The 24121-nt window shown below is 60.1% G+C and carries 16 protein-coding genes and 1 rRNA gene; 7 read left to right on the top strand and 10 right to left on the bottom strand.

Going from position 1 to position 24121, the window contains the following annotated elements; genetic code table 11:
• Positions 1–216 (bottom strand): 16S ribosomal RNA (locus KIH75_RS06790); the annotation flags it as partial.
• A 515-nt stretch (positions 217–731) separates the two neighbouring features.
• Here KIH75_RS06790 and KIH75_RS06785 point away from each other — a divergent pair.
• Positions 732–1487: a Sir2 family NAD-dependent protein deacetylase gene (locus KIH75_RS06785; protein WP_219056004.1), complete on the top strand. Its 756-nt coding sequence runs from the start codon at positions 732–734 to the stop codon at positions 1485–1487.
• Positions 1488–1566: 79 nt separating this feature from the next.
• On the opposite strand, the gene ilvA is transcribed toward KIH75_RS06785, so the two are convergent.
• The 6 genes from ilvA to KIH75_RS06755 form a co-directional block, all read right to left on the bottom strand.
• Complete coding sequence (gene ilvA / locus KIH75_RS06780) at positions 1567–2832, bottom strand: threonine ammonia-lyase (protein WP_219056003.1); 1266 nt, start codon at positions 2830–2832, stop codon at positions 1567–1569.
• Positions 2833–3026: 194 nt separating this feature from the next.
• On the bottom strand, positions 3027–4847 hold the full coding sequence (locus KIH75_RS06775) for a glycoside hydrolase family 13 protein (protein WP_219056002.1): 1821 nt from the start codon (positions 4845–4847) through the stop codon (positions 3027–3029).
• Between the two features lie 578 nt (positions 4848–5425).
• Positions 5426–6298, bottom strand: a complete 873-nt coding sequence (locus KIH75_RS06770) for a carbohydrate ABC transporter permease (RefSeq protein ID WP_219056001.1) — start codon at positions 6296–6298, stop codon at positions 5426–5428.
• Between the two features lie 18 nt (positions 6299–6316).
• Positions 6317–7231, bottom strand: a complete 915-nt coding sequence (locus tag KIH75_RS06765; RefSeq protein ID WP_219056000.1) for a carbohydrate ABC transporter permease — start codon at positions 7229–7231, stop codon at positions 6317–6319.
• 14 nt (positions 7232–7245) lie between these two features.
• Complete coding sequence (locus KIH75_RS06760; RefSeq protein ID WP_219055999.1) at positions 7246–8538, bottom strand: ABC transporter substrate-binding protein; 1293 nt, start codon at positions 8536–8538, stop codon at positions 7246–7248.
• 219 nt (positions 8539–8757) lie between these two features.
• A complete protein-coding gene (locus KIH75_RS06755) occupies positions 8758–10218 on the bottom strand; it encodes a sugar porter family MFS transporter (protein ID WP_219055998.1) in 1461 nt (486 codons plus the stop codon).
• A gap of 362 nt (positions 10219–10580) precedes the next feature.
• On the opposite strand from KIH75_RS06755, the gene KIH75_RS06750 reads away from it, so the two are divergent.
• On the top strand, positions 10581–11780 hold the full coding sequence (locus KIH75_RS06750) for an ROK family transcriptional regulator (protein WP_219055997.1): 1200 nt from the start codon (positions 10581–10583) through the stop codon (positions 11778–11780).
• A 114-nt stretch (positions 11781–11894) separates the two neighbouring features.
• On the opposite strand, the gene KIH75_RS06745 is transcribed toward KIH75_RS06750, so the two are convergent.
• Positions 11895–14186: an alpha-galactosidase gene (locus KIH75_RS06745; protein ID WP_219055996.1), complete on the bottom strand. Its 2292-nt coding sequence runs from the start codon at positions 14184–14186 to the stop codon at positions 11895–11897.
• A gap of 677 nt (positions 14187–14863) precedes the next feature.
• Here KIH75_RS06745 and KIH75_RS06740 point away from each other — a divergent pair.
• On the top strand, positions 14864–15697 hold the full coding sequence (locus KIH75_RS06740) for a sulfite exporter TauE/SafE family protein (protein ID WP_219055995.1): 834 nt from the start codon (positions 14864–14866) through the stop codon (positions 15695–15697).
• A gap of 37 nt (positions 15698–15734) precedes the next feature.
• Here the strand turns inward: KIH75_RS06740 and KIH75_RS06735 are convergent, their stop codons facing one another.
• A complete protein-coding gene (locus tag KIH75_RS06735; RefSeq protein ID WP_219055994.1) occupies positions 15735–16178 on the bottom strand; it encodes a nucleoside deaminase in 444 nt (147 codons plus the stop codon).
• A gap of 150 nt (positions 16179–16328) precedes the next feature.
• Here KIH75_RS06735 and KIH75_RS06730 point away from each other — a divergent pair, with 150 nt between their 5' ends.
• The 4 genes from KIH75_RS06730 to rlmB all read left to right on the top strand — a co-directional run bounded on the left by KIH75_RS06730 (position 16329) and on the right by rlmB (position 22085).
• Positions 16329–18401, top strand: a complete 2073-nt coding sequence (locus KIH75_RS06730; RefSeq protein ID WP_219055993.1) for a cation:proton antiporter — start codon at positions 16329–16331, stop codon at positions 18399–18401.
• A gap of 281 nt (positions 18402–18682) precedes the next feature.
• The gene (gene dcd, locus KIH75_RS06725) at positions 18683–19264 is read left to right on the top strand and encodes a dCTP deaminase (RefSeq protein WP_033522392.1); all 582 of its coding nucleotides are present in this window, start codon (positions 18683–18685) and stop codon (positions 19262–19264) included.
• Between the two features lie 74 nt (positions 19265–19338).
• Positions 19339–20922 carry a hypothetical protein gene (locus tag KIH75_RS06720; protein ID WP_219055992.1) on the top strand — a complete coding sequence of 528 codons (1584 nt, stop codon included), beginning with the start codon at positions 19339–19341 and terminating at the stop codon, positions 20920–20922.
• Positions 20923–21092: 170 nt separating this feature from the next.
• Positions 21093–22085, top strand: a complete 993-nt coding sequence (rlmB, locus tag KIH75_RS06715) for a 23S rRNA (guanosine(2251)-2'-O)-methyltransferase RlmB (protein ID WP_219055991.1) — start codon at positions 21093–21095, stop codon at positions 22083–22085.
• A gap of 458 nt (positions 22086–22543) precedes the next feature.
• Here rlmB and KIH75_RS06710 read toward each other — a convergent pair whose 3' ends face one another.
• Positions 22544–23962 carry a DUF4032 domain-containing protein gene (locus tag KIH75_RS06710; RefSeq protein WP_219055990.1) on the bottom strand — a complete coding sequence of 473 codons (1419 nt, stop codon included), beginning with the start codon at positions 23960–23962 and terminating at the stop codon, positions 22544–22546.
• Positions 23963–24121 lie beyond the last annotated feature (159 nt).

The following is a 24121-nucleotide window of genomic DNA, read 5'->3' as shown; positions in this document are numbered from 1 at the left end:
ATACAATCTTTCCCGAACCACCATGCGATGGCCCGGAGCATCCGGCATTACCACCCGTTTCCAGGAGCTATTCCGGTGTATGGGGCAGGTCGGTCACGCATTACTCACCCGTTCGCCACTCTCACCAGGCAGCAAGCTGCCTGGATCCCGTTCGACTTGCATGTGTTAAGCACGCCGCCAGCGTTCATCCTGAGCCAGAATCGAACCCTCCACAAAAAACTTCATGGAAAGACATCGAATAGATGACTCTCAAAACAAAATAGAAATTGAACAAGCCGTTTTAAGGAAAACGGCGCTGTCCGCTCAAACCCCGCCCCGTTCAACCGGCTTCCCGGCACCCGCACGCCAAACGCGCGGGCCGTGGACGGACTGGCAATCATTGACTATAAAGAAGTAGTACAAACACGCTCTTGAGTTCTCAAACCACCACCGCACCGACCCGGAACCATCCGCCCTTCAGGAGGGGAACCGCGCCGCGCCGAGCAGCAAGAGAAAAACCTACACCAAAACCCGAACCCACGCAAACCCGGACCACGCAAACCACCCGCGAACCATTGGAAACACTAAGGTTCGTCGGCGTGTCGAAAACGGGACGGAACAGGGCCGAACCGGACAAAACACACGAACAGCCACGCGAAACGGGGCGGAAAACCCACGGACACGGCGTGTCGCACTCCATCTTTCGTACTCACGCACATCACACACATCAAATCAGGCGTAGGGTGAGAGCCATGACGAAGAAAATCGCAGTATTGACAGGCGCCGGCATCTCCACCTCAGCCGGCATTCCGGATTTCCGCGGCCCGGACGGCGTCTGGACCAAACACCCCGAACAGATGAACGTGTACGACATCGACGCGTTCATGGCCAATGAGGAGGACCGTGAATACTCCTGGCGTTGGCAGAAGGAGTCGCCGGTGTGGAACGCACAGCCCGGCACGGCCCACAAGGCGCTGGTCAAGCTCGAACAGGCCGGTATGCTGACACTGCTGGCCACGCAGAACTTCGATGCGCTGCATGAGAAGGCAGGCAACAGCCCCGACATCATCGTGAACTTGCACGGCACCATCGGCACCTCCCATTGCATGAAATGCCATCAGAAATACGACACAAGCGACATCATGAACCGACTGGACGAGGAACCAGATCCGCACTGCCACCGCAAACTGCCATACAGCGGTGATATGCCATGCAACGGGTTGATCAAAACCGACGTGGTGTATTTCGGCGAGGCACTGCCGGACGGCGCGATGGAAAAGTCGTATCGACTGGCCACGCAAGCGGACGAACTGTGGGTCATCGGATCGACGCTGGAAGTGATGCCGGCAGCGAGCATCGTACCGGTCGCAGCACAAGCCGGCGTACCGATCACCATCATGAATATGGGACGCACGCAGTACGACCGTCTGGCCATCAGGCTGATCCACGACGATATCGCCGTCGCACTGCCCGAACTGGTGGACGAAACCATCGCCGCAAACAGCTGAGCGGGGCACACACCGTTAAACGCGGAAGGGCCGCGATTCAAATACGAATCGCGGCCCTTCCTGGCTTATACAGCCGAAATCAGTAAATGCGCTTGGGCTGGAATCCTTCGGCCTTCAGCGCGGCGAGAATACGCTCGATATGATCCGGACCATTGGTTTCCACGGTCACGCCCAACGACACCGCGTTGGTGTAATGGCCGGAAGCCTTGAACTGATCGTGATCCAGCGCGATGACATTGGCACGTTCGCGTGCGAGCAGCGACGCGACCTTCACCAGCTGACCCGGAGTATCCGGCAGTTCGACCTCGAAATTCATGATGCGGCCGCGGGCGATCATACCCTTCTGAATCACGGCGCCGATCGTGACGGTATCGATATTGCCGCCAGACATGATCGGAACCACCACATGCGGTCCGGGAGCGGAAGCGAACTTGTGGGAACGCAGGTTGAGATGCTCCAAAGCGGCCAGCGACACGGCACCGGCGGCTTCGACCACAAGCTTGTGCTTTTCGAGCATCAGCAGGATCATCTCGTTGATATCACGTTCGCTGACGGTCACCAGATCGTCAAGGAACTCGTTCAGCAGCGCGAACGTAAGATCGCCAGGATGCTTGACTGCGACGCCTTCGGCGGAAGTGACCACCTGGTCGGCGGGCACGACGTGGCCTGCGGCGAACGAATTCTTGAATGCGGGGGAGCCCTCCGGGATAGCGCCGATCACGCGCACTTCCGGCTTGAAGGTCTTGATGGCCAGCGCGACACCGGCGCCAAGGCCGCCACCGCCCAGCGGGACGACGACATCGGTGACGTTGGGGACATCCTCGAGAATCTCCAGACCGATGGTTCCCTGACCGCACAGCACCTCGTAGTCGTCGAACGGCGGAACGTAGATCATGCCGTCTCTTTCGGCAAGTTCGGCCGCATGGGCCGCCGCCTCATCGAACACGTCGCCGTACAGCACGACGTCGGCGCCGTACGCCTTGGTGGCATCCACCTTCAGCGGGGGAGTGATGGTCGGCATGCAGATCGTGGCCTTCGCGCCACGCTCACGGGCCGCGTAAGCCACACCCTGAGCGTGATTGCCCGCGGATGCGGTGACGATGCCGTGAGCGAGCTCTTCCTCGCTCAGGGAGGCGATCTTGTTGTATGCGCCGCGGATCTTGAACGAACCGGTGACCTGCAGGTTCTCAGGCTTCAGAAGAATCTCATGCCCCGTCATTTCACTCAGTACGGGGGAGGGGATGATTTCGGTGTGGCGTGCGGTGCCTTCCAAACGCTTCGCTGCGAGTTTCAGCTCGGCTGCATGGTCACGCTGCAGCGCTTTCAGTACGTCCTTTTGTTCCATAACCGGCATTGTAGGAGTCGCTCCTGTCATTGGGCAAACCGCTTCTCACCCGATGAGGAGAACAAAACGCCCGGAATAAGGGATATTCCCTCACTCCGGGCGCTCGACGGTTCACACGGCCATTACGCCACGACTGCCGCGTTGCAACAGTTGCAGCGACCGCGTTATGGCCGTTCGGCAGATATCGTCATTCGTCACAATTCGACGACGATGCCTTCCCAGGCGCTCAGCTCGCCATTCGCCAAGGAAACCACCGCATGGCTTGCACCATGAGTGGAGACGACGATCTGAGGCTCGGAAACACCGGAAGCCACCAGCGCGGCGCTCTCAGACGGAATGACCACGCGATCGCCGGACAGGTTGACCATCGTAAGCAGCGTAGTGCCGTTCAGTTTGCGGGTGAACGCATACACATGCTCGTCGCCGGCATCCACCAGAGTCCACGTACCCGCCGCGATAACAGGATTGCTGTGACGCAGCGCGATCAGACGCTTGTAGAAGGCGAACACGGAATCCGGATCGTCGACCTGACGCTCGGCATTCACCTCGGCATGGTTCGGATTCACGCTGATCCAAGGCTCGGTAGGCGCATCCTCGGCGGTGAAACCAGCAAACGTGGAGGCATCCCACTGCATGGGCGTACGCGCGTTATCGCGGCCGATAAGAGCCAAAGCGTCCATCATGGACTCGGGGGACTGAACCTTGGCTTCCTCGACGCGCTGACGGTACGCGTTCAACGCTTCCAGATCACGATACTGGTCGAGCGAAGTGAAGTGGGCGTTGGTCATGCCCAACTCCTCGCCCTGATACACATACGGCGTGCCACGATGCATGTGCAGCAGCAGCGCGAACGCCTTCGCCGAAGCGACGCGGGACGCCTCCGTGGAGTCATCGCCCCAACGGGAGACGACGCGAGGCTGATCATGATTGCAGAAGAAGAGGCTGGCCCAACCCACATTGGCCACAGCCTGCTGCTGTTCAGCCAGTTCGCGGCGCAGATTCACCACCTTGAACGGCACGGTATCCCACTTCGAACCGGACTGGTCGATGCCGACATGGTTGAACTGGAACATCATATCCAGCTCGCCATTGGCAGGATCGGTGATGTGCTCGTTGCGCTCGGGCGTGACGCCAGGCGCCTCACCCACGTTCATGAAGCCCTCACGGCCTTCGAAAACCTCACGACGCATTTCCGCAAGGAACTCGTCGACGCGCGGGCCATCGGAGCAGAAGGGGAACGGGCTGGAATAGCCTTCCGGACCAACCGGATCGTCGGCGATCAGGCTGCCATCCTCACCCGGCAGCTTGCCATTGGCATCCACGACCTTGGAAATCTGGGTGATCACATCCATACGGAAACCGTCGATACCGCGATCCATCCACCAGTTCATCATCTTGTAGACGGCCTTACGCACCTCCGGATTCTCCCAGTTAAGGTCAGGCTGCTTCTTGGAATACTGGTGGAAGAAGTATTCGCCACGCTTCGGATCGTATTCCCACGCGGAACCGCCGAAATAGGAACCCCACTGATTCGGTTCCGCACCCGGAGTGCCCGGTTCATGGCCCGGCTTGGCGGGACGCCACCAATACCAATCCGCATGCGGATCATTCTTGTCGCGGGACGCCTGGAACCAGGCATGCTCGTCGGAAGTATGGTTGACGACCAGATCCATCACAACCTTAAGACCACGCTTATGCGCTTCGGCAAGCAGTTCGTCCATGTCGTCAAGCGTGCCGAACAGCGGATCGATGTCCTGATAATCGGAAATATCGTAGCCGTTGTCATCCTGCGGGGACTTGTATACGGGGGAGAGCCACAGCACATCCACACCGAGATCGGCAAGATAATCAAGTCTGCTGGTGATGCCCTTCAGATCACCGACACCGTCGCCGTTGGTGTCCTGGAACGAGCGCGGGTAAATCTGATAGACCACGGCATTCGTCCACCACGGGTTGGGAGTGGCACCGTTGGTACGCACGGTGTCCGGCAGCTGCGGACGATTAAGCGATGTCATTGTTAAGCTCCTTTGCTTTCCTTTGCTTATTCGGTGTTACCGCTCCCCATCCTAGACAAGACCCCCACCGTTGACCATACGTGGCGTGGCCGTTTCGAACGTTTCGAAAAGCAAAACGGTCGGCGGAACCCAACGAGTGGATTCCACCGACCTTGGGGTGGGGTATGGCGGGTGGCGTTGTTGATTCAGCGGCCAGTGGAAACGGACCGCGCTACGCGCGGACTATCTGTTTCCTCGCGGGATTCCACCTCGCAGCACAGCTGCTCGGCTCGCCTACGGAGAGCCCACAGGGCTCTCCGTTTAACGGCTCGTCCCGTTCGGCGCGGTGAGCGGAAAGCCCACAGAATCTCTGTTCCGCAGCCCATCCGTTCAATGCGGCAGGAAAGAGGACGGCCTACGGCCGCCTATCTGCTGCCTTCGCTCGGCTACCGCCTCGCTCAGGGGGAGCCTATGAACAGTCCACAGGACTGTTCACTTAACGGAGCCCAGCCATTTCGGACCGCGCTACGCGCGGACTCAACATCACCTCGCGGCACAGCCGCTCGGCGCGGTGAGTGGAAAGCCCACAGGGCTTTCCACTACTTCACCGCGCCCCTCATTACTCCTCCGACGACCCACTTTTGGGCGAAGACGTAGACGATGAGGACCGGGGCCATAGCCATCAGGTAGGAGGCGAAGGCCATCGGGTAGTTCGACGTGAACTGGCTTTGGAACACGTACTGCGCCAACGGAATGGTCTGATTGCTCTGATCGGTCAGGGTGATCAGCGGCAGCAGGAAGTCATTCCACGCCCACAGTGCGGTCAGGATGGCGATCGTGGCATTGATGGGACCCATCAACGGGAAAATCACCGTCCAGAAGATACGCCAGGTCGAAGCGCCGTCGATACGTGCGGCCTCCTCCAACGACACCGGTATCGAACGGATGAAACCGATGGCGATGAACAGGTTGGAACCGATGCCGAGAATCGTGTACAGGATGATCAGGCCAAGCTGGTTGTCGAGATGCAGCGAGCCCATTTCCTTGGCGATCGGCAGCATGATTACGGTGAACGGCACGAACATCATGGCGAGGAAGAAGTAGTACAGGAAACGGAAGAACCGCTTATCCATGTTCCTCGCGACGGCGTAGGCCACGAAGGTGTTCGTCAGCAGGGTGAGCACCACGGCGCACACGGTGATGATGGCGGAGTTGAGCGCGGCCTTCGGGTAGTTGACCTTATTCCATGCGTCGACGAAATTATGCCATTCCCATGTGGTGGGCAGGGTGAAGGTACCCGCCTCGCCCGGGGTTTTCAGCGCGGTGACGACGGTGAAATACAACGGCACCAGCACGGTGAGACTGAGCACCGCCACAGCCGCGGTAAGCCACCAGTTGATGTTGTGGTCCTTGCGGTATTTGGTGGTGTTCGCGGAATTCTTGGTCGCAATCGAAGCATGTGCGGAAGTCATGATAATCGCCTCTTCCTTTCAGACCTTTTCCTTGCCGCTGAAGAACTTCAGCTGCACGAACGCGAGAACCGCCAGCACGATGAAGAACGTGACCGCATTCGCCATCTGGTAGGAGTACTCGCCGTTGCCAAGACCGTTTTGGAAAATCAGGTAGGACACGGTTTCGGTCTTGGAATCCGGTCCGCCCTTGGTCAATGCCATGACCTGATCGAACGCACCGAGGGAGTTCTTCAGGCTGAGCACCATGTTGATCGTCACGAAGGGTCCGATCAGCGGGAAAGTGATCTGCCAGAAGTTCTGCCAGGGGCTCACGCCGTCGATGGCCGCAGCCTCGTAGATCTCGTTGTCAATGGTCTGCAGACCGGCCAGGTACAGCAGCGTGGAATACGCCACGCCCTGCCAGATCGACAGGAACACGATCGGGAACCAGGCGAGGTTCGGATCGGAGATCATCGACGTGGATAGCCAATCGATATGCAATGCCTGGCCGAGCGCGGGCAGCGGCGTCATGAAGATGTACTTGAAGACGTAGCCGATGACCAGCACGGACAGGGTGTAGGGGATGAAGAAGATCGCGCGGAACCCGTTCTTGAACGCGATCTTGGAGTTCAGCAGTACCGCGAGGAACATGCCGATGAGATTCGTGCCGAGGGTGATCAGGATCGCGATGAAGATCGTGAACACGTAGGCGTGACCCACGCGCGCATCCTGGAACATGGCGATGTAGTTCTTGAATCCAATGAACTTGAAATCACCATACCCCTGGGAGTTGGTGAACGAGTACGCGGCTCCCTGAAGGAACGGCCAGTACAGGAATGCGGCCACCAGGATCGCCGCGGGAACCGTCATCCAATAGAAGGCCGGATCCACCTTGCGCTTCGAATACTTGGAAACCTTCTTCGGCTTCGTCGCCGATGTTGCTTTGCCAGTCATTTCGTTCCCTCCTCTCATCTGAAGTTTCTGGCTTCGATCTTGTCGTATTCGCTTTGCATGCTGCTCAGGAACTTGGCTTTATTGCCCGTCTGGATCAGCGTCTGCAGGAATCCGGCGATATTGATGCTGGCCGGAACGTAGTGATCGCAGAAATCGGTGAGCTTGCCCGCCTTGTAGAACGACAGCACGCCGTTGAGCGCCTCGTCGCCGACATACGTGTCCTTGTACGGGGAGAATGCCGACTGCTGCTTGGAGTAGTCCTTGACGTTCTCCTCGCTCATCAGGAAGTCCACGAATTCGCGCGCCTCCTTCTCATGCTTGGTGTGCGCGCCCATGGTCAGCATCACGTCATCGCCTGCGGTGAGCTGCTGCTCCTTGACGTTGTCCGTGGCCGGCATTTGGGCGAATCGCAGGTTGGCGTTCTTGTTGATCAGACGAATCTGCGGAATGGCGTAGGTGCCCAGCGGCAGGATGGCCGCCTTGCCTGCTGCGATGTCCTGGGTCGCCTGCTGGTAGGTGACCGCAGGGTTCTTCTGCGTGTAGTTCTGGTAGATTTCGACCAGCTTGTCGCTGACCGGATCCCACAGGTCGTTGAAGGTTTTCGAACCGTCGCGAAGATGCGAATATTCGCTTTCGGGAACGAGCGTGGAGTTCAGTGACGACAGCGGCGCCTGGATGGTCCACGGGTCGCCGGTGCTGGCTTCGATCGGTACGACGCCCTTGGCCTTGAACCGCTTGAGCAGCGAAACGAATTCGCTCCAGGTCTGCGGCGGATTGTCCGGATCCTCGCCTGCCGCCTCCCATACGTCGGCGTTGATGATGTATCCGCTTGCGTTACCCGCGTAAGGAATCGCGTACAGTCGCTTCTTCGACTGATCGGTGGTCTGCACCAGGCTCTTGGCGATTTTCACCATGCCCGGATTGAGCTCGTCCACGATCTCATCATCGGTGAAATCATGGAACACACCCGCTTCGGCCAACATACCGAAATTGATGTCGCCGTTGACCGTGATGACGTCGGGCTCGCGGTTCTTCACGAGACGGGTCCGCAGATCGGTGGTCGCGTCGGAGGAATTATTGACATTGATTTTGATATCGGGATGCGTCTTCTCGAATTCGCGGGCCTTCGCCGTGAACCAGTCGGCGGCTTCGGCCTTGAATTGGAAGAAATCCAGTGTTACCGTACCGGCGTTGGAGGTGCCGCAACCGGCCATCCCCAAGCCCATTGCCGTCACGCAGACGGCGGTCGCCGCGCGACGAACCGCACGACGCCAATTTCCATGGTTTATACGAGATCGCACTCTCATAATCAACCCTTTCCTTCCTTGTGCTGCAGCTTCCTTGCCGCAACCCTGCTTTTTAGATTAACCGAGTTCACTTTTCATTCCCAGTTTTTGCATCGCCGCTCGTGTCGCAACAAAACAACGGCAATTTTCTTATCAACGGAAAGAAAATAGAAAGGCGCCCGTCGACGCAATGGCCGTCGACGGGCGCCTGCAGGTCAGCGGGTCGAACCTACGAACCGACTACCGCTTGACCATGGACCGTTCGATTTCCTCCAAGGACTTGCCCTTGGTTTCCGGCACGAAACATGCCACGAACGGGATGGACAGGACCGCAAACACCGCGAATACCGCGAACGGGCCGCCGACATTGTTGTGGAACATCGACAGCAGCACCAGGAAGAACTGGGAGACGATGAAATTACCCAGCCAGTTGGCCGCGGAACCGAAGGACGTGCCGATACCGCGCACGGACAGCGGGAAGATCTCGCCGATCATGACCCAGGCGATCGGCCCCCAGGACGTGGCGAAGCCGAGGATATATACGCCGATCAGCACCATGGTGGGCACGGCGAGCTTCGACACATCGCCCATGTAGTTCAACGCGGTCATCGCGGCCAGCGACACGGCCATCACCACCGAACCGAACGTCAGCAGCTTCTTGCGCGGGAACTTGTCCATGATGAGGGTGGCGACGATGGTCGCGCCGAAGTTCACGACGCCGATGCCCACGGACACCCAGATGGCGTGGCTTTCGGGGAAGTGGAAGCCTTTGATGAACACCTGCGGCAGGAAGTAGATCACCGAGTTGATGCCGACGAGCTGCTGGAAGAGCATCAGGCCGACCGCCGCGACCAATGCGGGACGTGCGATGCGGAACAGTTCGCCAACACCGCCCTTGGTGCCATGCGAGGCGACGTCCTTGATCTCGTCGAGTTCGTCCTTCACCTGCGCCTGATTGGCATCCTTGCGGATCATCGTAAGCACCTTGAGGGCGGTGCGGTCATCGCCCTTGCTGATCAGGTAGCGCGGGGATTCGGGAAGCAGCAGGCCGCCGATCAGCAGCAGCGCCGAGGGGATCAGCGCCGAGCCGAGCATCCATCGCCAATCGCGGATGCCGGCGATGTTGTGACCAAGGAAACCAAGGTTGGACGCGTAGGCCAGCAGGATACCGAAGGTGATCATGAGCTGGAACAGCGTGGACAATGATCCTCGCCGTTCCTTCGGCGCAAGTTCGGCGAGGTATGCCGGGGTGAGCGCGGACGCGGCGCCGACGGCCAGGCCGAGGATGATGCGGGCGATGACCATCATCGTGAAACCGGTGGCCGCCGCGCACAAACCGGATCCCAGCAGGAACAGGATCGCGGAGACGATAAGCAGTTTCTTGCGCCCGAATCGGTCGGAAAGCGATCCGATCGACAGTGCGCCGATGCAGGAGCCGATGAGCACCGATGATGTAATGAAGCCCGTTTGGGCGACATTCAGTCGGAATTCCTCTTCGACCAGCGGGGATACGCCGGAAATGATGCCGGTGTCGAAGCCGAACAGCATGCCTCCCAATGCGCCGAACACGAAAATGAAGGCGTTGTTCAACGGGGAACGCGCGGGGGTATTCCCGCCTCCTCCGTTTCCGCCGACTTCACGCGCTGGTCGCCGGGCCGCCGTTGCGGTCTTTGCCGACGAAGAGCCGCTCTTCGTAGCCATATCCAATCCTTTCTCTCGTGGCGTCTTTGCCGAAATACGAAAAAGACCCGAGCTGGCGCGACAAACGCCAGCCCAGGTCTTGCCTATAGAGTTGCAACCCTGTTGTATTCAACATTATACAAGGTTTTGTCTAAAAAATGGTTTTCATCAACAACGGGGGCATGGTATGGGGGCATATATTCGCAGCATCCGACCACAAATCGCTTCAACGCTCGCAAACGGCGGTATAACGCCATGTTGAACACACGTCGAGCGCACATGCCGAGATTCGCCCGTCTCACCGGTAGAACCATCGGCGCCTCTTGTCAACTCTGACGCCAATAATTAATTACCCGAGGATAGAAAATAGGAGAGAGCAGTCTATGGTGACACATCCCATCCCTCAATGGTTCGAGGGATCCAAATACACGCATCAGGTAGCGGCCTGCATCACGAAGTACGGGCCGGTATCGCGCATCGCGCTTTCGCAGCTCCTTGGCCTGTCGCAAGGTGCGGTATCGCGCATCACCAGCGATCTTCTCCACGAAGGCGTCATCGCCGAAGCCGACCCGAACGAAACATCCCCCAGACTTCCCAAGGAATTCGCAGCCAAAGGCAACACGGAGCGGCGAGGCAGACCGCAGACCGGACTCAAACTGAACGCCAGACTGAAAACCTTCATCGGCATCAAGCTCAGCGGCACGCTGGCCACTGCGGTCGCCACCGACGCGGGAAGCCATATCGTCACCGGATGCCATGAGCAATCCATCGACGACGCTTCACCGGAAGCGGTGGTCGAAACCATCGCCGAACTGGTCCGGGACTGCTCGGTCGAAGCCGTGACGAACGGCCTGCCCGCACCCTGCGCCATCGGCATCACCATCGGCGGGCATGTGGAACACGACACCACGGTCACCTTCGCGCCGTTCCTCATGTGGGAGAACGACGTGAACCTTTCACGCATGGTCACCTACGCCACCGGATTACCCACCGGCATATACAACGACATCGATTCGATACTGGTGGACGCCTGCTGGTTCGGCCCCGGCGTAGGCCTGGACAGTTTCGCCGCACTGACCATAGGCGCGGGCGTAGGCTATTCGCTGGCGACACATGGCAAACTCGTCGAATGCGCGGACAAAAGCTACGGCTTGGTGGGACACATCCCACTGGACCCGAACGGACCGATCTGCACTTCCGGCCACCGGGGATGCTCGCAATGCCTGAGCAACGATTCCATCGCGGACGAATATTCGCAGATGATGGGCCGTGCGGTCACGTTCGGCGATTTCGAACGCGACGCGTACGACGGCGTACCGCAGGCGACGAAACTCGTGGACCGCACTTGCTTCCGGCTGGGAACGCTCATCGCGATCATCTCCAATATCGCGATGCCCGAGAAGATCATGATCGCCGGCGAATCGGCGTTCATCGCGCAACGCGGCATCAGTGCACTACGCGACGGCATCAAGATGTACCGGCATAATCAGGCCGCGCCGGTACAGTTCGAAATCATCGACCACGATTGGTCGCTATGGGCGAAAGCGGCGGCGACGCGCGCGATCGTAAGCCATATCGAATAACAGGGGAGTGGCGGATAGGACCGCATAGCCCACATATGCCACTACGACAACGGCGGGGCGTGCACGATACCATGCACGCTCCGCCGTTTACCAATATTCAACGATTTTCGCCGATCAGATCGCAACCACCTTGAACAGGACCGCCTGCGCCGGATGCAATGCCGGCGGACGGATGCCGTACGTGGCAAGCGCGCGACCGGTCATCTTCACGCCATCGGCGGACCACCAGCCCAGCAGGCTCTGCCCGTTGCCGATATCCTGACCAGCCAAGTCGAGGCTCACATCAAGCGGCGAAACCTCGTACACCTTGTCCGGATCGAGACCGGGCAGGCGCACCGGAGCGGCCGGATAGGTCTGCGACGTGGTCAGCTGGGTGAAACGGTAGATGGCGGCGGCCTTGTCGGGCATGACGCAACCGTCCACACGCACCGCGGGATCAGCGGCATCGGAATGCACCACCGTGTCGACCGCGAACCATTCACGATGCTTCTTGAACTCGGTCACCCACTCGTGCAGCTTGTCGATATCCTCCTGTGGCTGCTTGAGCAGATTCCATTCGATGCCCATATGGCCGAAGAACGCCATGGCCATGCGCATCTCCTGAGAGGTGGCGCGGTGGGTGGAATGGGCGGGGCTGTCACCGACATGCTCACCCATCATCTCGGGCGGGACCAGCAGCGACGTGTAACGCTGGATATCGGCACGTTCGACCGGATCGACGCAATCGGACACCCACACGCGGTCGGCGAGTTCGAGAATGCCGACGTCGATACGACCGCCACCGGAGGAGCAGCTTTCGATTTCCAGACCGGGATGCGCGGCCTTGAGATCATGGAAGATCCTGTAGACGGCAAGAGTCTGCGCATGCGCCGCGGGGCGACCGGTGCGCGGGGAGACTTCCTCGGTGACGAGCTTGTTGTGATCCCACTTGATGTAGTCGATGCCAAGCTCGCCGACAAGCTTATCCATCGCACCGTAGACGTAATCGAAGGCGTCCGGATTGGTCAGATCCACGACCTGCTGGGTACGCCCCTGCATCGGCAGACGGTTCGCGGTCGGCTTCATCACCCAATCAGGGTGCTTGCGGAACATGTCGGAATCAGGGTTGACCATTTCAGGCTCGAACCACAATCCGAATTCCAGCCCCTTGCCGTGCACGTAATCGGCAAGCGCCTTGAGCGACTTCGGCCCATCGGGCCAAACCTCCTGGGAGACTTCCCAGTCACCCAAGCCGGAAGTGTCGTCGCGGCGGGAGCCGAACCAGCCGTCATCCACCACGAAACGCTCCACACCGCTTTCCACGGCCTTATCGGCAAGCGCAGTGAGGGTGTCGTAATCGTGATTGAAGTAGACGGCCTCCCACGTGTTCAGGATGACCGGACGCGGTTTCGCGGCGATGCCATGCTCGGCACGCCAATCGCGATGCGCGTTGCGGATATAGGAATGGAATCGGGCCGCGACCTCGTTGAGGCCTTCGCCGAAGGAACCGTACAGCCACGGGGTGGTGTAGCGTTCGCCGCCGCCGAGGACGATTTCGCCGCCGAGCAGCACTTCGCCGCCGCCGAGCACACCGGTCGTGTAGGGCAGACGTTCCGCGGAGAGCACGCTGTTGCCGCTCCAACCGACATGTGCGGAGTACACGTTGCCGCGCGTGAAACCGAAACCGGTTTCGCCGATGGACAGCAGCAGCGTGGCGTCGAAGTCCGGGCGGCCGGCCATAGAGACCTTCTCGAACCTGCCGACCGTGAGCGGCTGACGCTGCGGGGAGCGCTCGTGCAGATGATGACCGGTGGTGGTGAGGATTTCCGTGGCGTCGGCGGGGACGGTGTAGGCAAGTTCGACCGTGCCCACTTCAAGCTGCCCGCCGCCAAGGTTGATGACCTCGGCACGCTGCCTGATCAGGCCGCTGACATCCAGCTCGCAGGTCCAGACAAGACCGACGCCCTGTTCGGCGTCTTCGGCGGTGACCACGACCGTCGGCGTCACCTTGGTGCCGCTGACCGTCCACTGCGGGTAGCCGTCCTTCACGCCCATGCTGTAGGCGTTGCCGGCCTGCACGTCCTCTGCCTTGATGTCGGTGACCACGAACTTGCAGAACAGTTTTCTGCCATCGCGGCGCACATCGAAACGATCGGCACCCAGCCAGGATTCGGACTGGGTCGGCAGCACGCTCGGGTACGAGGTGTAGTCGAGGGCACCGGACACACGCTGCGGACGCTGGGCGTCATACATGCCAAGCACGGTTTCGGGTGCGCTGAGCGGACGGCCCCAATGGACGAAACGAGGCAGATCATCGGCGGGGAACACGAGCGCGAACGCCACATCGGCTTCCGGCTGTTCGGCGTATACGCCGGTGAGTGCGGTGCCGTCGGAAGCGGTGCCTTGGAACTTACGAATGCGCGACATTGCATCATCCTTCTCTTGAACGACTGGTTTCGTGTCACCAATCCTACGCCGGAGCGCTTTCCTTGCCAGCTTCCAGCGTGTTTCTTGTTTTGGGAAAGTAATTCGGTCGAGAGGCCCCGCCGTTTCCCGCCTGCGGTATTTGCGGTTTATTTGACGAGTAACCCGATTTTTGGAGGGCAAAACGCAAGAAACGTTGGAATTTCAACGATTTTTTATTTGACGGTTATTTGACGAGTAACCTGATTTTTCCGGGGTACAACGCAAGAATCGTTGGATTTCTAACGCTTTTTTCGCCGACTATTTGACAAAATGACCCGTTTTTCGGGGGCGTAGCACAAGAAACGTTGAAATTCCAACGTTTCTTTATTTGACGGTTATTTGACGAGTAACCCGATTTTTGGAGGGCAAAACGCAAGAAACGTTGGAATTTCAACGTTTTTTTATTTGACGGTTATTTGACGGTTATTTGACGCGATGGCGGAGCGCGGGCGGTCGGCAGGCGGCGAATGTGCGGTGGGCAATCGACGAACGCACGGCAAACGCACGACGAATATGCGATATGAAGCGACGGGCGCACGGCCTGACTCCATCGATGTAGCATAAGCGACGAGAAAGCAATGCGCAGTGGCGGAACTCCGCGCATTTCCAGAGGATCCAGAGGAGGAATGAGAGGCACAATGACCGACCGCGATCAAAGGGCGATTCACGGCAGTGCACGCAAACAGTTGACGATCATGCTGGCCGTGGGATTGACGGCAGGCGTGTTCTCCGGCATGTTCGGCATCGGCGGCGGCACCGTCATCGTTCCCGCACTGGTGTGGATCGGTCTCTCGCAGCGGCAGGCGGCTGCGACGTCCATCTGCGCGATCATCATCACGTCGATCTCCGGCGTGGTGTCCTATGCGCAGGAGGGTCACGTCGACTGGATCGCGGCGCTGCTCATGGCCGTCGGCATGATGTGCGGATCGCAGATCGGCAGCTGGCTGCTCTCCAAACTGTCCGAACTGTTCCTGCGCTGGTTCTATGTGGTGTTTCTGGCGTTCGTGATCGTTTCACAGATATGTTTCACACCGTCGAGGGATTCGACGATCCATCTGACGCCGTTGACCGGATGCGCGATCATGCTGGCCGGAGTGTTCATCGGCACATTGGCGGGATTGCTCGGCATCGGCGGCGGATCGATCGCAGTTCCCGCGCTGTCGTTGATCTTCGGCGCATCGGATCTCATCGCCCGCGGCACGTCGCTGCTCGCCATGTTCCCCAGTTCGATCACGGCGACGGTGGCGAATCGGAAACGCAACCTGGTCATCGTGAAGGACGGCCTGATCATCGGCATCGTGTCCGCGATATCCGCGCCGCTGGGCACCCTGATCGCCAGCGCGATCAGCCCGCGCATGGGAACGAATCTGTTCATCGTCTACCTGACGTTCATCGGCATCCGATGCTTCTGGACCGCGCTGAACATCACGCCCGCCGCCGCAGGCCTGGTTTCGCGCATCAAACGCGGATAGCGGCGGGCAACGGCAGATAACGGGCAGGAAACGGCTCCTACCGCTTGCCCGAAAAGAACTCGCGCAGCACCCCGGCGCATTCCCCCTCGCGCACCCCGCCATACACTTCAGGCATGTGGCCGATATGCGGGTCGCGGGGAATATCCCACACCGAACCACAAGCGCCGAGTTTGGCATCCCACGCCCCGAACACGATTCGTTCGATATGCGTCTGCACGCATGCCCCGGCACACATCGGGCACGGCTCCAACGTGACCACCAGCGTGCAATCGGCAAGATTCCAACCATGTTCGGCGGCTTCACGCATGGCGGCGATTTCCGCATGGGCCAGCGGATCGCCATCGATCTCGCGCGTATTCCATCCTTCGCCCGCGATATGCCCACGAGGGTCGAGCACCACGGCTCCCACCGGCACATCCCCGTGCTCCGCCGCATACCGTGCCAATTCCAACGCGCGGCGCATCGCCTCATCATCGTTCATGCCTGACAGTCTACCCGGGCACGGCACCTCTCGCCCCTCTTCCGTCCCGCCCATGGCGAAGCGCGGGTGCCACTGGAACATAGAGCGTGTAACGTTTTGCTTATGCCCCTTCTGTACTGTTGAAAACGTCCCTCCAAGGTAAGGAAACTTGTGGCCGTCATAGAGCTTATTCTCTGCATCATCGCCATCGTCGTGGCATCGTCGTTCCTCAGCCGTTTCATTCCCAAGGTCTCCACACCGCTCGTGCAGATCGCGCTGGGGGCTCTTGCCAGCCAGCTGCCGTTCTTCCAGGACGTGCAGTTGAACCCGGAACTGTTTATGGTGCTGTTCATCGCGCCGCTGCTGTATCTCGAAGCGCATGACATCAACAAATCCGAACTGCTGAAAACGCTGAAACTCAGCCTGTCGCTCGCCATCGGACTGGCCATCGCCACCATGGCGGCCGTCGGTTTCGCCCTGCATTCCATCTGGCCGGCCATGCCGCTGGCCGCCGCCCTGGCGCTGGGCGCGGCGCTCGGCCCCACGGACGCCGTCGCGGTGACATCGCTCGGCAAGGAAGCCTCGCTGACCACACGTCAACGCAGCGTGCTCAAAGGCGAGTCGCTGTTCAACGACGCTTCCGGCATCGTCGGATTCCAGTTCGCCATTTCCGCCGCGATCACCGGCCAATTCGCCGTCGGCGAGGCCACGGGCAAGTTCATCATCTCGTTCATCGGCGGCGCGGCATTCGGTTTCGTGGTCGGATTGATCATCAACTGGGTGTTCGAAACCGTCCGTTCGTTGGGTTGGGAAACCACCACCACACGCATCCTGATGGAATTGTTCCTGCCCGTTCTGCTGTACATCGGCGCCGAGGAATGCCATGTGTCCGGCATTCTTTCCGTGGTCACTGCCGGCCTGCTGGTCAGATTCGACCGTACCGGCATCGGCCCGAACGTGGCGCGTACGAACATCGTTTCGTCCAGCGTGTGGGGCGTGCTGTCGTTCACGTTGAACGGCGCGGTGTTCATTCTGCTGGGTATGCTGCTGCCGCGGGCGATGACGGCCAGCTGGTCGGATCCGAGCGTGAGCAACAAGCTGCTGTTGAGTGTGATCCTGCTGGTCACCGTGGTGGTCATCGCGCTTCGATTCCTGTGGGTGGCGCTCATGCTGCGCATCGCACGTGACACCAAAACCGGCAAACGCCGCAAGATGTCGCCCGACCGCTGGCGTTCCGCCGCAGTGATGACTTTCGGCGGCCCCAAGGGCGCCATCACCCTGTCGTTGATGTTCACCATTCCGTACACGCTTGCCGCGGGCGCCGAATTCCCCATGCGCGACGAACTGATCTTCATCGCATCCGGCGTGATCGTCATGACGCTGCTGCTGGCCAATTTCACGCTGCCGCTGCTGGCTCCGAACCATGCCGAGAACACGTCGTCCGAAATGTGCGAGGTGACCATCGAAGTGCTGAGACGCACGGTGGAGGAGCTCACCACACGCATCACACCGGAGAACCGACGCGCGGTGCTCATGGTCATCGACTCGTACACCAAGCGCATCAGCCGTTTGAAGCAGCTGGCCGGTATCGTCGATCTTCGCGGCTATGAACAGCTCAAACTCCAAGCCCTGTATTGGGAGAAGGAGTTCGTGCGCAACAGGCAGGCCGAGGTCAAGGCCCATCCGAATCCCAACAAGGCCGTGCAGGAGCTGAATCTGGAAGCGTGCGAACGCATGCTCGACCAGATCATGAATTCATTGCGTCACGCTTCGGCCGACCCGGAATCCGGCCATACCGTGTCGCAGATCCGCGGCCGTATCCGCCGATTCCAGCATCAGACGGGCAATATTCTCAAGCGGGCGACCAACCGTATTCGCAGAACCACCCCGCTGGTGAGCGAGGATCAGATCTTCGCGCACATGCAGGTGCTGCAGATCGAGGCGATCGATCACGTCATCAACCGGCTCAGCGAGGAAATGGGCAAGGATACGTACGATACGGAATTCTGCTCCGCGTTGATCCTCGACTACCGTCGCGCCGAGGCGTCGCTGAAGTCGCGCCCGAATATGGAAGGCAGCACCGCTGCGGCCAATCAGGCGGCCGATATCAAACGCGACAGCTACGGCATTGAGCTCGGCGTCGTGCAGGACATGCTTGAGGCCGGCGATATCACCCGCTCGCAGGCCAAGACGCTGCGACGCAATATCTATGTGATGCAGGTGGACGCGGATTCCGGCATCTGATGCCGGCATCCGATCGGCGGGAGCGCGCAGACAAAGGAAAACCCCGGTGGGGAGGAGCCCACCGGGGTAACAGAGAAAGGAGAGAAGAAGAAGAAGATTCAATTGTCCGGAACCTAAGTTGCCGGGTCGATTTCGTCGACAACTTTTATATAACACCACGTTCCTGTGTTTACCGCTATGTTTTTCTGATAGATTCCTGAAAGTCGTGGAGGGATTGTGGCCCTATAGGGCGCAGGCACTAGACTGGCGGTCAGTATCGTTTCCATTTGCGAGGAGCTCTCATGCTGTTGTCCGACCACGACATTCTGGCCGCGCAGGCCGAAGGACATATTTCATTGGACCCGTGGACGCCGGAAATGGTGCAGCCGGCATCGATCGACGTCAGGCTCGACCGTTTCTTCCGACTGTTCAACAATCACGCTTACACTTACGTCGACCCCGCTGAGAACCAGGGCGAACTCACCGAACAGTTCGAGGTCAAGGCGGATGAACCGTGGATCCTGCATCCGGGCGAATTCGCGCTCGGTTCCACATGGGAATACGTGAAGCTCGACGCGAGCATCGCGGCACGTTTGGAAGGCAAGAGTTCGCTGGGCAGGCTCGGCATTCTCACGCATTCCACCGCCGGATTCATCGACCCCGGTTTCGAGGGGCATATCACGCTGGAGCTGTCGAATGTTTCCACGCTGCCGGTGAAGCTGTGGCCCGGCATGAAGATCGGGCAGATGTGCTTCTTCCAGCTGAGCTCGCCCGCCGAGCATCCGTACGGTTCCGCGGGAACGGGTTCGCATTACCAGGGGCAGCGCGGACCGACCCCGAGCCGTTCCTACGAGAATTTCTACCGCGCGCAGATCACCGACTGATCGCAGGAGACGTCCATCAATCACGTTTGGCGGCCTTCACCGGCCGCCTTCGCATATTAAGGAGCATTTTCATCATGACAGATCCGAACGGTGAATTCCGGTTCGATTTCCAAAGCGGCCAGCAGCCCGAACGTCCCGCGGATCGTTCCGTCGAGGGGCAGGCTGGGCGGTCGACACAGCCGACCCAGCCCGCACAGCCGGCGCAACCGGTACAGCCCGTACAGCCGACCCAGGCTTCCGATTTCGGCGCGACGCAGGCGTTCCCCGCACCCGGTCAGGACTATGATGCGCTGGGCGCCACGCAGGCGATGCCGCCTGTCTGGGAGGGGATGCCGCTGGATGCGATGCAGCAGCAGTCCATGCCGACCGAAGCCATGCCGCAGCAGTCCATGTCCGCATCGGCGATGCCCACACAGGCCATGCCCACGGAAGCCATGCCCACACAAGCGGTACCGCAGCAGACCGCTTTCCAGCAAACAGCTTCACAGCAGCCCACCGAAATGTTCGGTACGACGCCGATGCCCCGATCCGCCGCATCGTCGCAGCAGCCGCGCATGGCGCAATCCACCGAAGCGTTCCAGCCCATGCAGCCGGGCGATCAGGCCACGCAGGCCTTCGATTTCCAATCCTTGCAAGCCACGCAGGCGTTCACGCCCGGCGAGCTCCAGCAGCCCCGGATCGCCGGCCAGACCATGCAGGCCACCCAAGCCATGCAGGCCACCCAGCCTCGCACCATCAGCACGCCCGCACAACCCACGATCCTGCCGCCCACCATCCCGCCGGACGATGAGGATGGGGACGACGATGGCGATGGCAAGGATTCCGACGGCAAGAAGCCGATCAACGGCAAGATCGTGGGAATCGTTATCGCCGTGATCGTGGTGATCGCCCTGATCGTGGGCGGCGTGATGTTCTTCCGGTCGAACAGCGGCAAAATCGCCTACGCGGCGTGCACCAAGGCGCAGTCCTCGTACAACGACGCGATCAAGGACCTCAACGCGGAAGCCACCCAGGCCAAGCAGAACGCTCCATCCGCCGACGCCGTGGACAATCAGAGCACGCTCGACAATCTGAACAAGGCCATTTCGGACGCGCAATCCATCAGCACGAACGCCTCATGCTCCGCGGATATGAAAACGCAGGAGCTGAAGACGAACACCAGTTCGTTCAAGGACGCCACGAAGGACGCGAAGGACGCGAAGAAGTCCATCGAGCAGGCGCTGGACGCCGCGACCAGCAGCAAGGACGCCAAGAACACCAGCGCGCTGAAATCCGATCTGAACGCCAATATCACCGCCGCACAGACCGTGCTGAACGATTCCTCCGGCAAGGTCGCGGACGAAAGCACGCGCACGGCGCTGCAGGACGCGATCAGCAACGCGAATAACGTCGCCGGTCAATCCTCGCCGTCGCAGTCCGATGTGAGCAACGCGAAGTCCCGGTTGCAGAAGGCCGTTTCCGACGTCAACGCCTCGATCAGCGCCAAGCAGCAGGCCGACGCGGAAGCGCAGCGGAAGCAGCAGGAACAGCAGGAAGCCGAAAAGCGCGCGCAGGAGCAGAACCAGAACCAAGGCAATACCGGTCAAGGTGATTCCGGCCAGACCGACCAGTGCGACGGCACGGACGCCTCCTGCCAGACCTCCGATACCGGGAACTGATCGCGGCCCGCACCACCGTTCCCGCGACCGCAATCGCACATGAAGACGACGCCCACCACGGGCGTCGTCTTTTTTCGTATCGCACACGACCACGCCCGACCCGACCCCAAGCCGCGAAGCAGGAACCTCCGAAGCCAGCTATGACGCGGGGTGCTGGGACAATGGGACGCATGGCACTTAAGAAAGGACCGACCAAGGGGTCGGGTGGAAAGCACAGAAACGCACTTCGTGGCAAGGGGCCGACCCCCAAGGCCGAAGATCGCGTGTATCACAAGGCATACGCGGCCAAGAAGGTCGCCGACCGTCGCAAGATGTCCGATCCGCGTCTGGCGGCTCGTCGTCGCGCCGACAAATTCTCCACGAACAACACCACCGATCTGGTGTTCGGACGTAATTCCGTCCTCGAAGCGCTTCGCGTGGGCGTGCCGTCGAGCACGCTGTACGTGATGTCCCGCATCGAGCATGATGACCGTACGCGCGAAATCGTGAAGATCGCGGGCACGCACGGTCTGCGCATGATGGAGGCGGATCGTCTGGAGATGGATCGCATCGCCAGGTCCGGCAACCATCAGGGCGTAATCCTGAAGGTCGAACCGTACCAGTATTCCTCGCTGGCCGAGCTCGCCGATCGCGCGGATAAGAAGGCCCGCGCCATGGAAGCGGCGAATTCCGCGGCCGCGCGCATCAGCGCACGCCCGCTGTTCATCGCCCTGGACGGCGTGACCGATCCGCAGAACCTCGGCGCGGTGATCCGTTCCGCTGCGGCGTTCGGCGCCAACGGCGTGATCCTGCCGGAACGTCGTTCCGCTTCGGTGAATGCGGCGGCATGGAAGGTTTCCGCCGGTGCGGCGGCGCACATGCCCGTCTGCCGTGTCGTGAACCTCACCAAGGCCATCGAGGCGCTCAAGGCGCGCGGCTACTACGTGGTCGGCCTCGACGGCGGCGGCGACAAGCTGGTGGGCGAAACCGGTTTCGAAAGCGATCCGCTGGTCGTGGTGCTCGGTTCGGAAGGCAAGGGTCTGAGCCGCTTGGTGCGCGAGGCGTGCGACGCCATCGCCGGCATCCCGATCTCCAGCCAGGTGGAATCCCTGAACGCATCCGTCGCGGCCGGCATCAGCCTGTACGCGGTGGCCCGCGAAAGGCGCAGGGCCGCGGAAGCCTGATCCAAGGCCGCAACCGGCAGCCTGGTAAGCCAGGCAACCGGTACATCCGGCAAGCGAATATGACGCAACACCGCCCCGTGGAATCCATTCCACGGGGCGGTGTTTTACATATTCTCCCAATAACAGGCAGGGAATTCTCAGGGAACCACATCGTTAGGCACAGAAACGGCTGGTTATATAAGAATTACCGAAGCGATTCGGATGGAACTCCAACAAGCTCCAGATAATTGAACCTCTTCTTCTTTCTCTCTCTTTTCTCTTCCCCCGGTGCCAATCACACCGGGGTTTTCTTTTGCCGTTCGACTGGGCGTGCGATACACCGAATGCGCCGAATGCACCGGATATGCTGAATGGCTCCGAAATATGCCTGGATACGCCCGAATAGCCCTGATACGCCAAAGGCCCCGCTCGGCGCAACAGCCAAGCAGGGCCCTGATGGAAACAAGCGGAAAGAGCGGTCAGTGCGCCCACACTGCGGCGTCGGGATCGTAATCGGGATCGTACCCGTCATCATCGCCGTCGCCATAGGTGGTTTCGTCGTCGATGACGCCCGAATCGGCTTCCTCAAGCAGTGCGTTGATGGCCTTGTCGTCGAGCTTGTAGTTCGGCAGCACGTTGTCGATGTAGCTCTTCACCGCCTCGGCCATCGGCACGTCATGCCCGGCGTTCTCCGCAAGGTACCAACGATGGGTCAGGATCTCGTGGAAGAACTGGGCTGGCTGGATCTGCGAACGGTATTCGCGCGGAATCATGCGGACCGTCGGTTCGAACACCTCACGCATCCAATCGGTCGCCACGATCTCCAGATCCTCGCCCTCACGCCAAGTGGAGGCACGGTAGGCGTCGAGATCGTTGAGCAGTCGACGGGCCTGATTCTCCTGCACGTCCAGACCGGTAAGCCGCAGCAGCTTGCGGGAGGCGTAGCCTGCGTCCACCACGCGCGGGCGGACGAGCACACGCTTGCCGTCCTCCGTGGTCTTCATTTCCAGCTCGTCCACGTCGAAGCCAAGCTCGTTCAGCTTGTTGACGCGCTTCTCGATCTTCCACATCTCGTCCGGCATGAACTTGTCGGTGTCGGTGAGCGCGCTCCACAGCGAATGGTAACGCTCCACCAGACGGTTGCCGATTTCGATCTCGTCCACGTCGCCGGGCAGCAGTTTGCCGTAGCTCAGATCCATCAGTTCGCCGATGATGTTGGTGCGGGCCAGGTCGATATCGTATTCGCGCTGGCCTTCGGTCAGGTTGATCTGCAAGTCACCGGTTTCGGCGTCCACCAGGAACGCGGTGAACGCGTCGGCGTCGCGCAGGAACAGCACGTTGGACAGGGACACATCGCCCCAGTAGAAGCCGGCCAGATGCAGACGCACCATCAGCACGGCCAAGGCGTCGATGAGACGTTCGGCGGTGTCCGGACGCAGGTTGCGGGCGAACAGCGCACGGTACGGCAGGGAGAACTTCAGATGCTTGGTGACCAGAATGGCTTCCAGCGGTTCGCCGTTGCGGTCGTGACGGCCGGTGACCACGGCGATCGGCGTGACGGCGGGCAGTTCCAGCTTCTGCAGGCGGCGAAGGTTCTCGTATTCGCGTTCGGCCATCTGCTTGGTGATTTCCTTCATGGCGTAGACTTCGTCGCCTACGTGCACGAAACGCACAACGTGCCTCGAAATGCCTCGCGGAAGATTGGCGAGCAGGTCCTGCGGCCAGGAGGCCAAGGGCTCATGCCACGGCAGGGTGAACATCTTCGGGTTGGAACTCGCGGCGGTGATCTTCAGCGCCTGCGGTTCCGCCGCATTATCCGGTTCGCTTTCCGCGTTCACGGATGTCGCCATGGCGGCACGGGGGTCCAGTTGGGACACATCAATTGGATTAGGGGTCATAGGTCAAGATTTTACGCATGCCACCACCCCAGGGATTATGAATGAACTATATGGTGGCTGGACGATTCGGCAGGGGGGGGCATGGGAATAAAAAGAAGCCCCGCATCGTAGCGGGGCTTCTTCAACGAGACGGTTAGAGAGGAAGAGAAAACGCCTCGT

This window comes from Bifidobacterium pongonis, from assembly GCF_019331805.1.
Taxonomy (GTDB): Bacteria; Actinomycetota; Actinomycetes; order Actinomycetales; family Bifidobacteriaceae; genus Bifidobacterium; species Bifidobacterium pongonis.
Note: the sequence above shows the minus strand (reverse complement) of the source record. Positions and strands in the feature narration are given on the sequence as shown.

What these genes read in the sequence shown, in the direction of transcription:
- KIH75_RS06710 (WP_219055990.1), bottom strand. Translation starts at nt 23,962, where the DNA reads ATGACCCCTAATCCAATTGATGTGTCCCAACTGGACCCCCGTGCCGCC.
- KIH75_RS06745 (WP_219055996.1), bottom strand. Translation starts at nt 14,186, where the DNA reads ATGTCGCGCATTCGTAAGTTCCAAGGCACCGCTTCCGACGGCACCGCA.
- KIH75_RS06765 (WP_219056000.1), bottom strand. Translation starts at nt 7,231, where the DNA reads ATGACTGGCAAAGCAACATCGGCGACGAAGCCGAAGAAGGTTTCCAAG.
- KIH75_RS06750 (WP_219055997.1), top strand. Translation starts at nt 10,581, where the DNA reads ATGGTGACACATCCCATCCCTCAATGGTTCGAGGGATCCAAATACACG.
- KIH75_RS06740 (WP_219055995.1), top strand. Translation starts at nt 14,864, where the DNA reads ATGACCGACCGCGATCAAAGGGCGATTCACGGCAGTGCACGCAAACAG.
- KIH75_RS06720 (WP_219055992.1), top strand. Translation starts at nt 19,339, where the DNA reads ATGACAGATCCGAACGGTGAATTCCGGTTCGATTTCCAAAGCGGCCAG.
- KIH75_RS06735 (WP_219055994.1), bottom strand. Translation starts at nt 16,178, where the DNA reads ATGAACGATGATGAGGCGATGCGCCGCGCGTTGGAATTGGCACGGTAT.
- KIH75_RS06760 (WP_219055999.1), bottom strand. Translation starts at nt 8,538, where the DNA reads ATGAGAGTGCGATCTCGTATAAACCATGGAAATTGGCGTCGTGCGGTT.
- KIH75_RS06785 (WP_219056004.1), top strand. Translation starts at nt 732, where the DNA reads ATGACGAAGAAAATCGCAGTATTGACAGGCGCCGGCATCTCCACCTCA.
- KIH75_RS06775 (WP_219056002.1), bottom strand. Translation starts at nt 4,847, where the DNA reads ATGACATCGCTTAATCGTCCGCAGCTGCCGGACACCGTGCGTACCAAC.
- KIH75_RS06770 (WP_219056001.1), bottom strand. Translation starts at nt 6,298, where the DNA reads ATGACTTCCGCACATGCTTCGATTGCGACCAAGAATTCCGCGAACACC.
- ilvA (WP_219056003.1), bottom strand. Translation starts at nt 2,832, where the DNA reads ATGGAACAAAAGGACGTACTGAAAGCGCTGCAGCGTGACCATGCAGCC.
- KIH75_RS06755 (WP_219055998.1), bottom strand. Translation starts at nt 10,218, where the DNA reads ATGGCTACGAAGAGCGGCTCTTCGTCGGCAAAGACCGCAACGGCGGCC.
- dcd (WP_033522392.1), top strand. Translation starts at nt 18,683, where the DNA reads ATGCTGTTGTCCGACCACGACATTCTGGCCGCGCAGGCCGAAGGACAT.
- rlmB (WP_219055991.1), top strand. Translation starts at nt 21,093, where the DNA reads ATGGCACTTAAGAAAGGACCGACCAAGGGGTCGGGTGGAAAGCACAGA.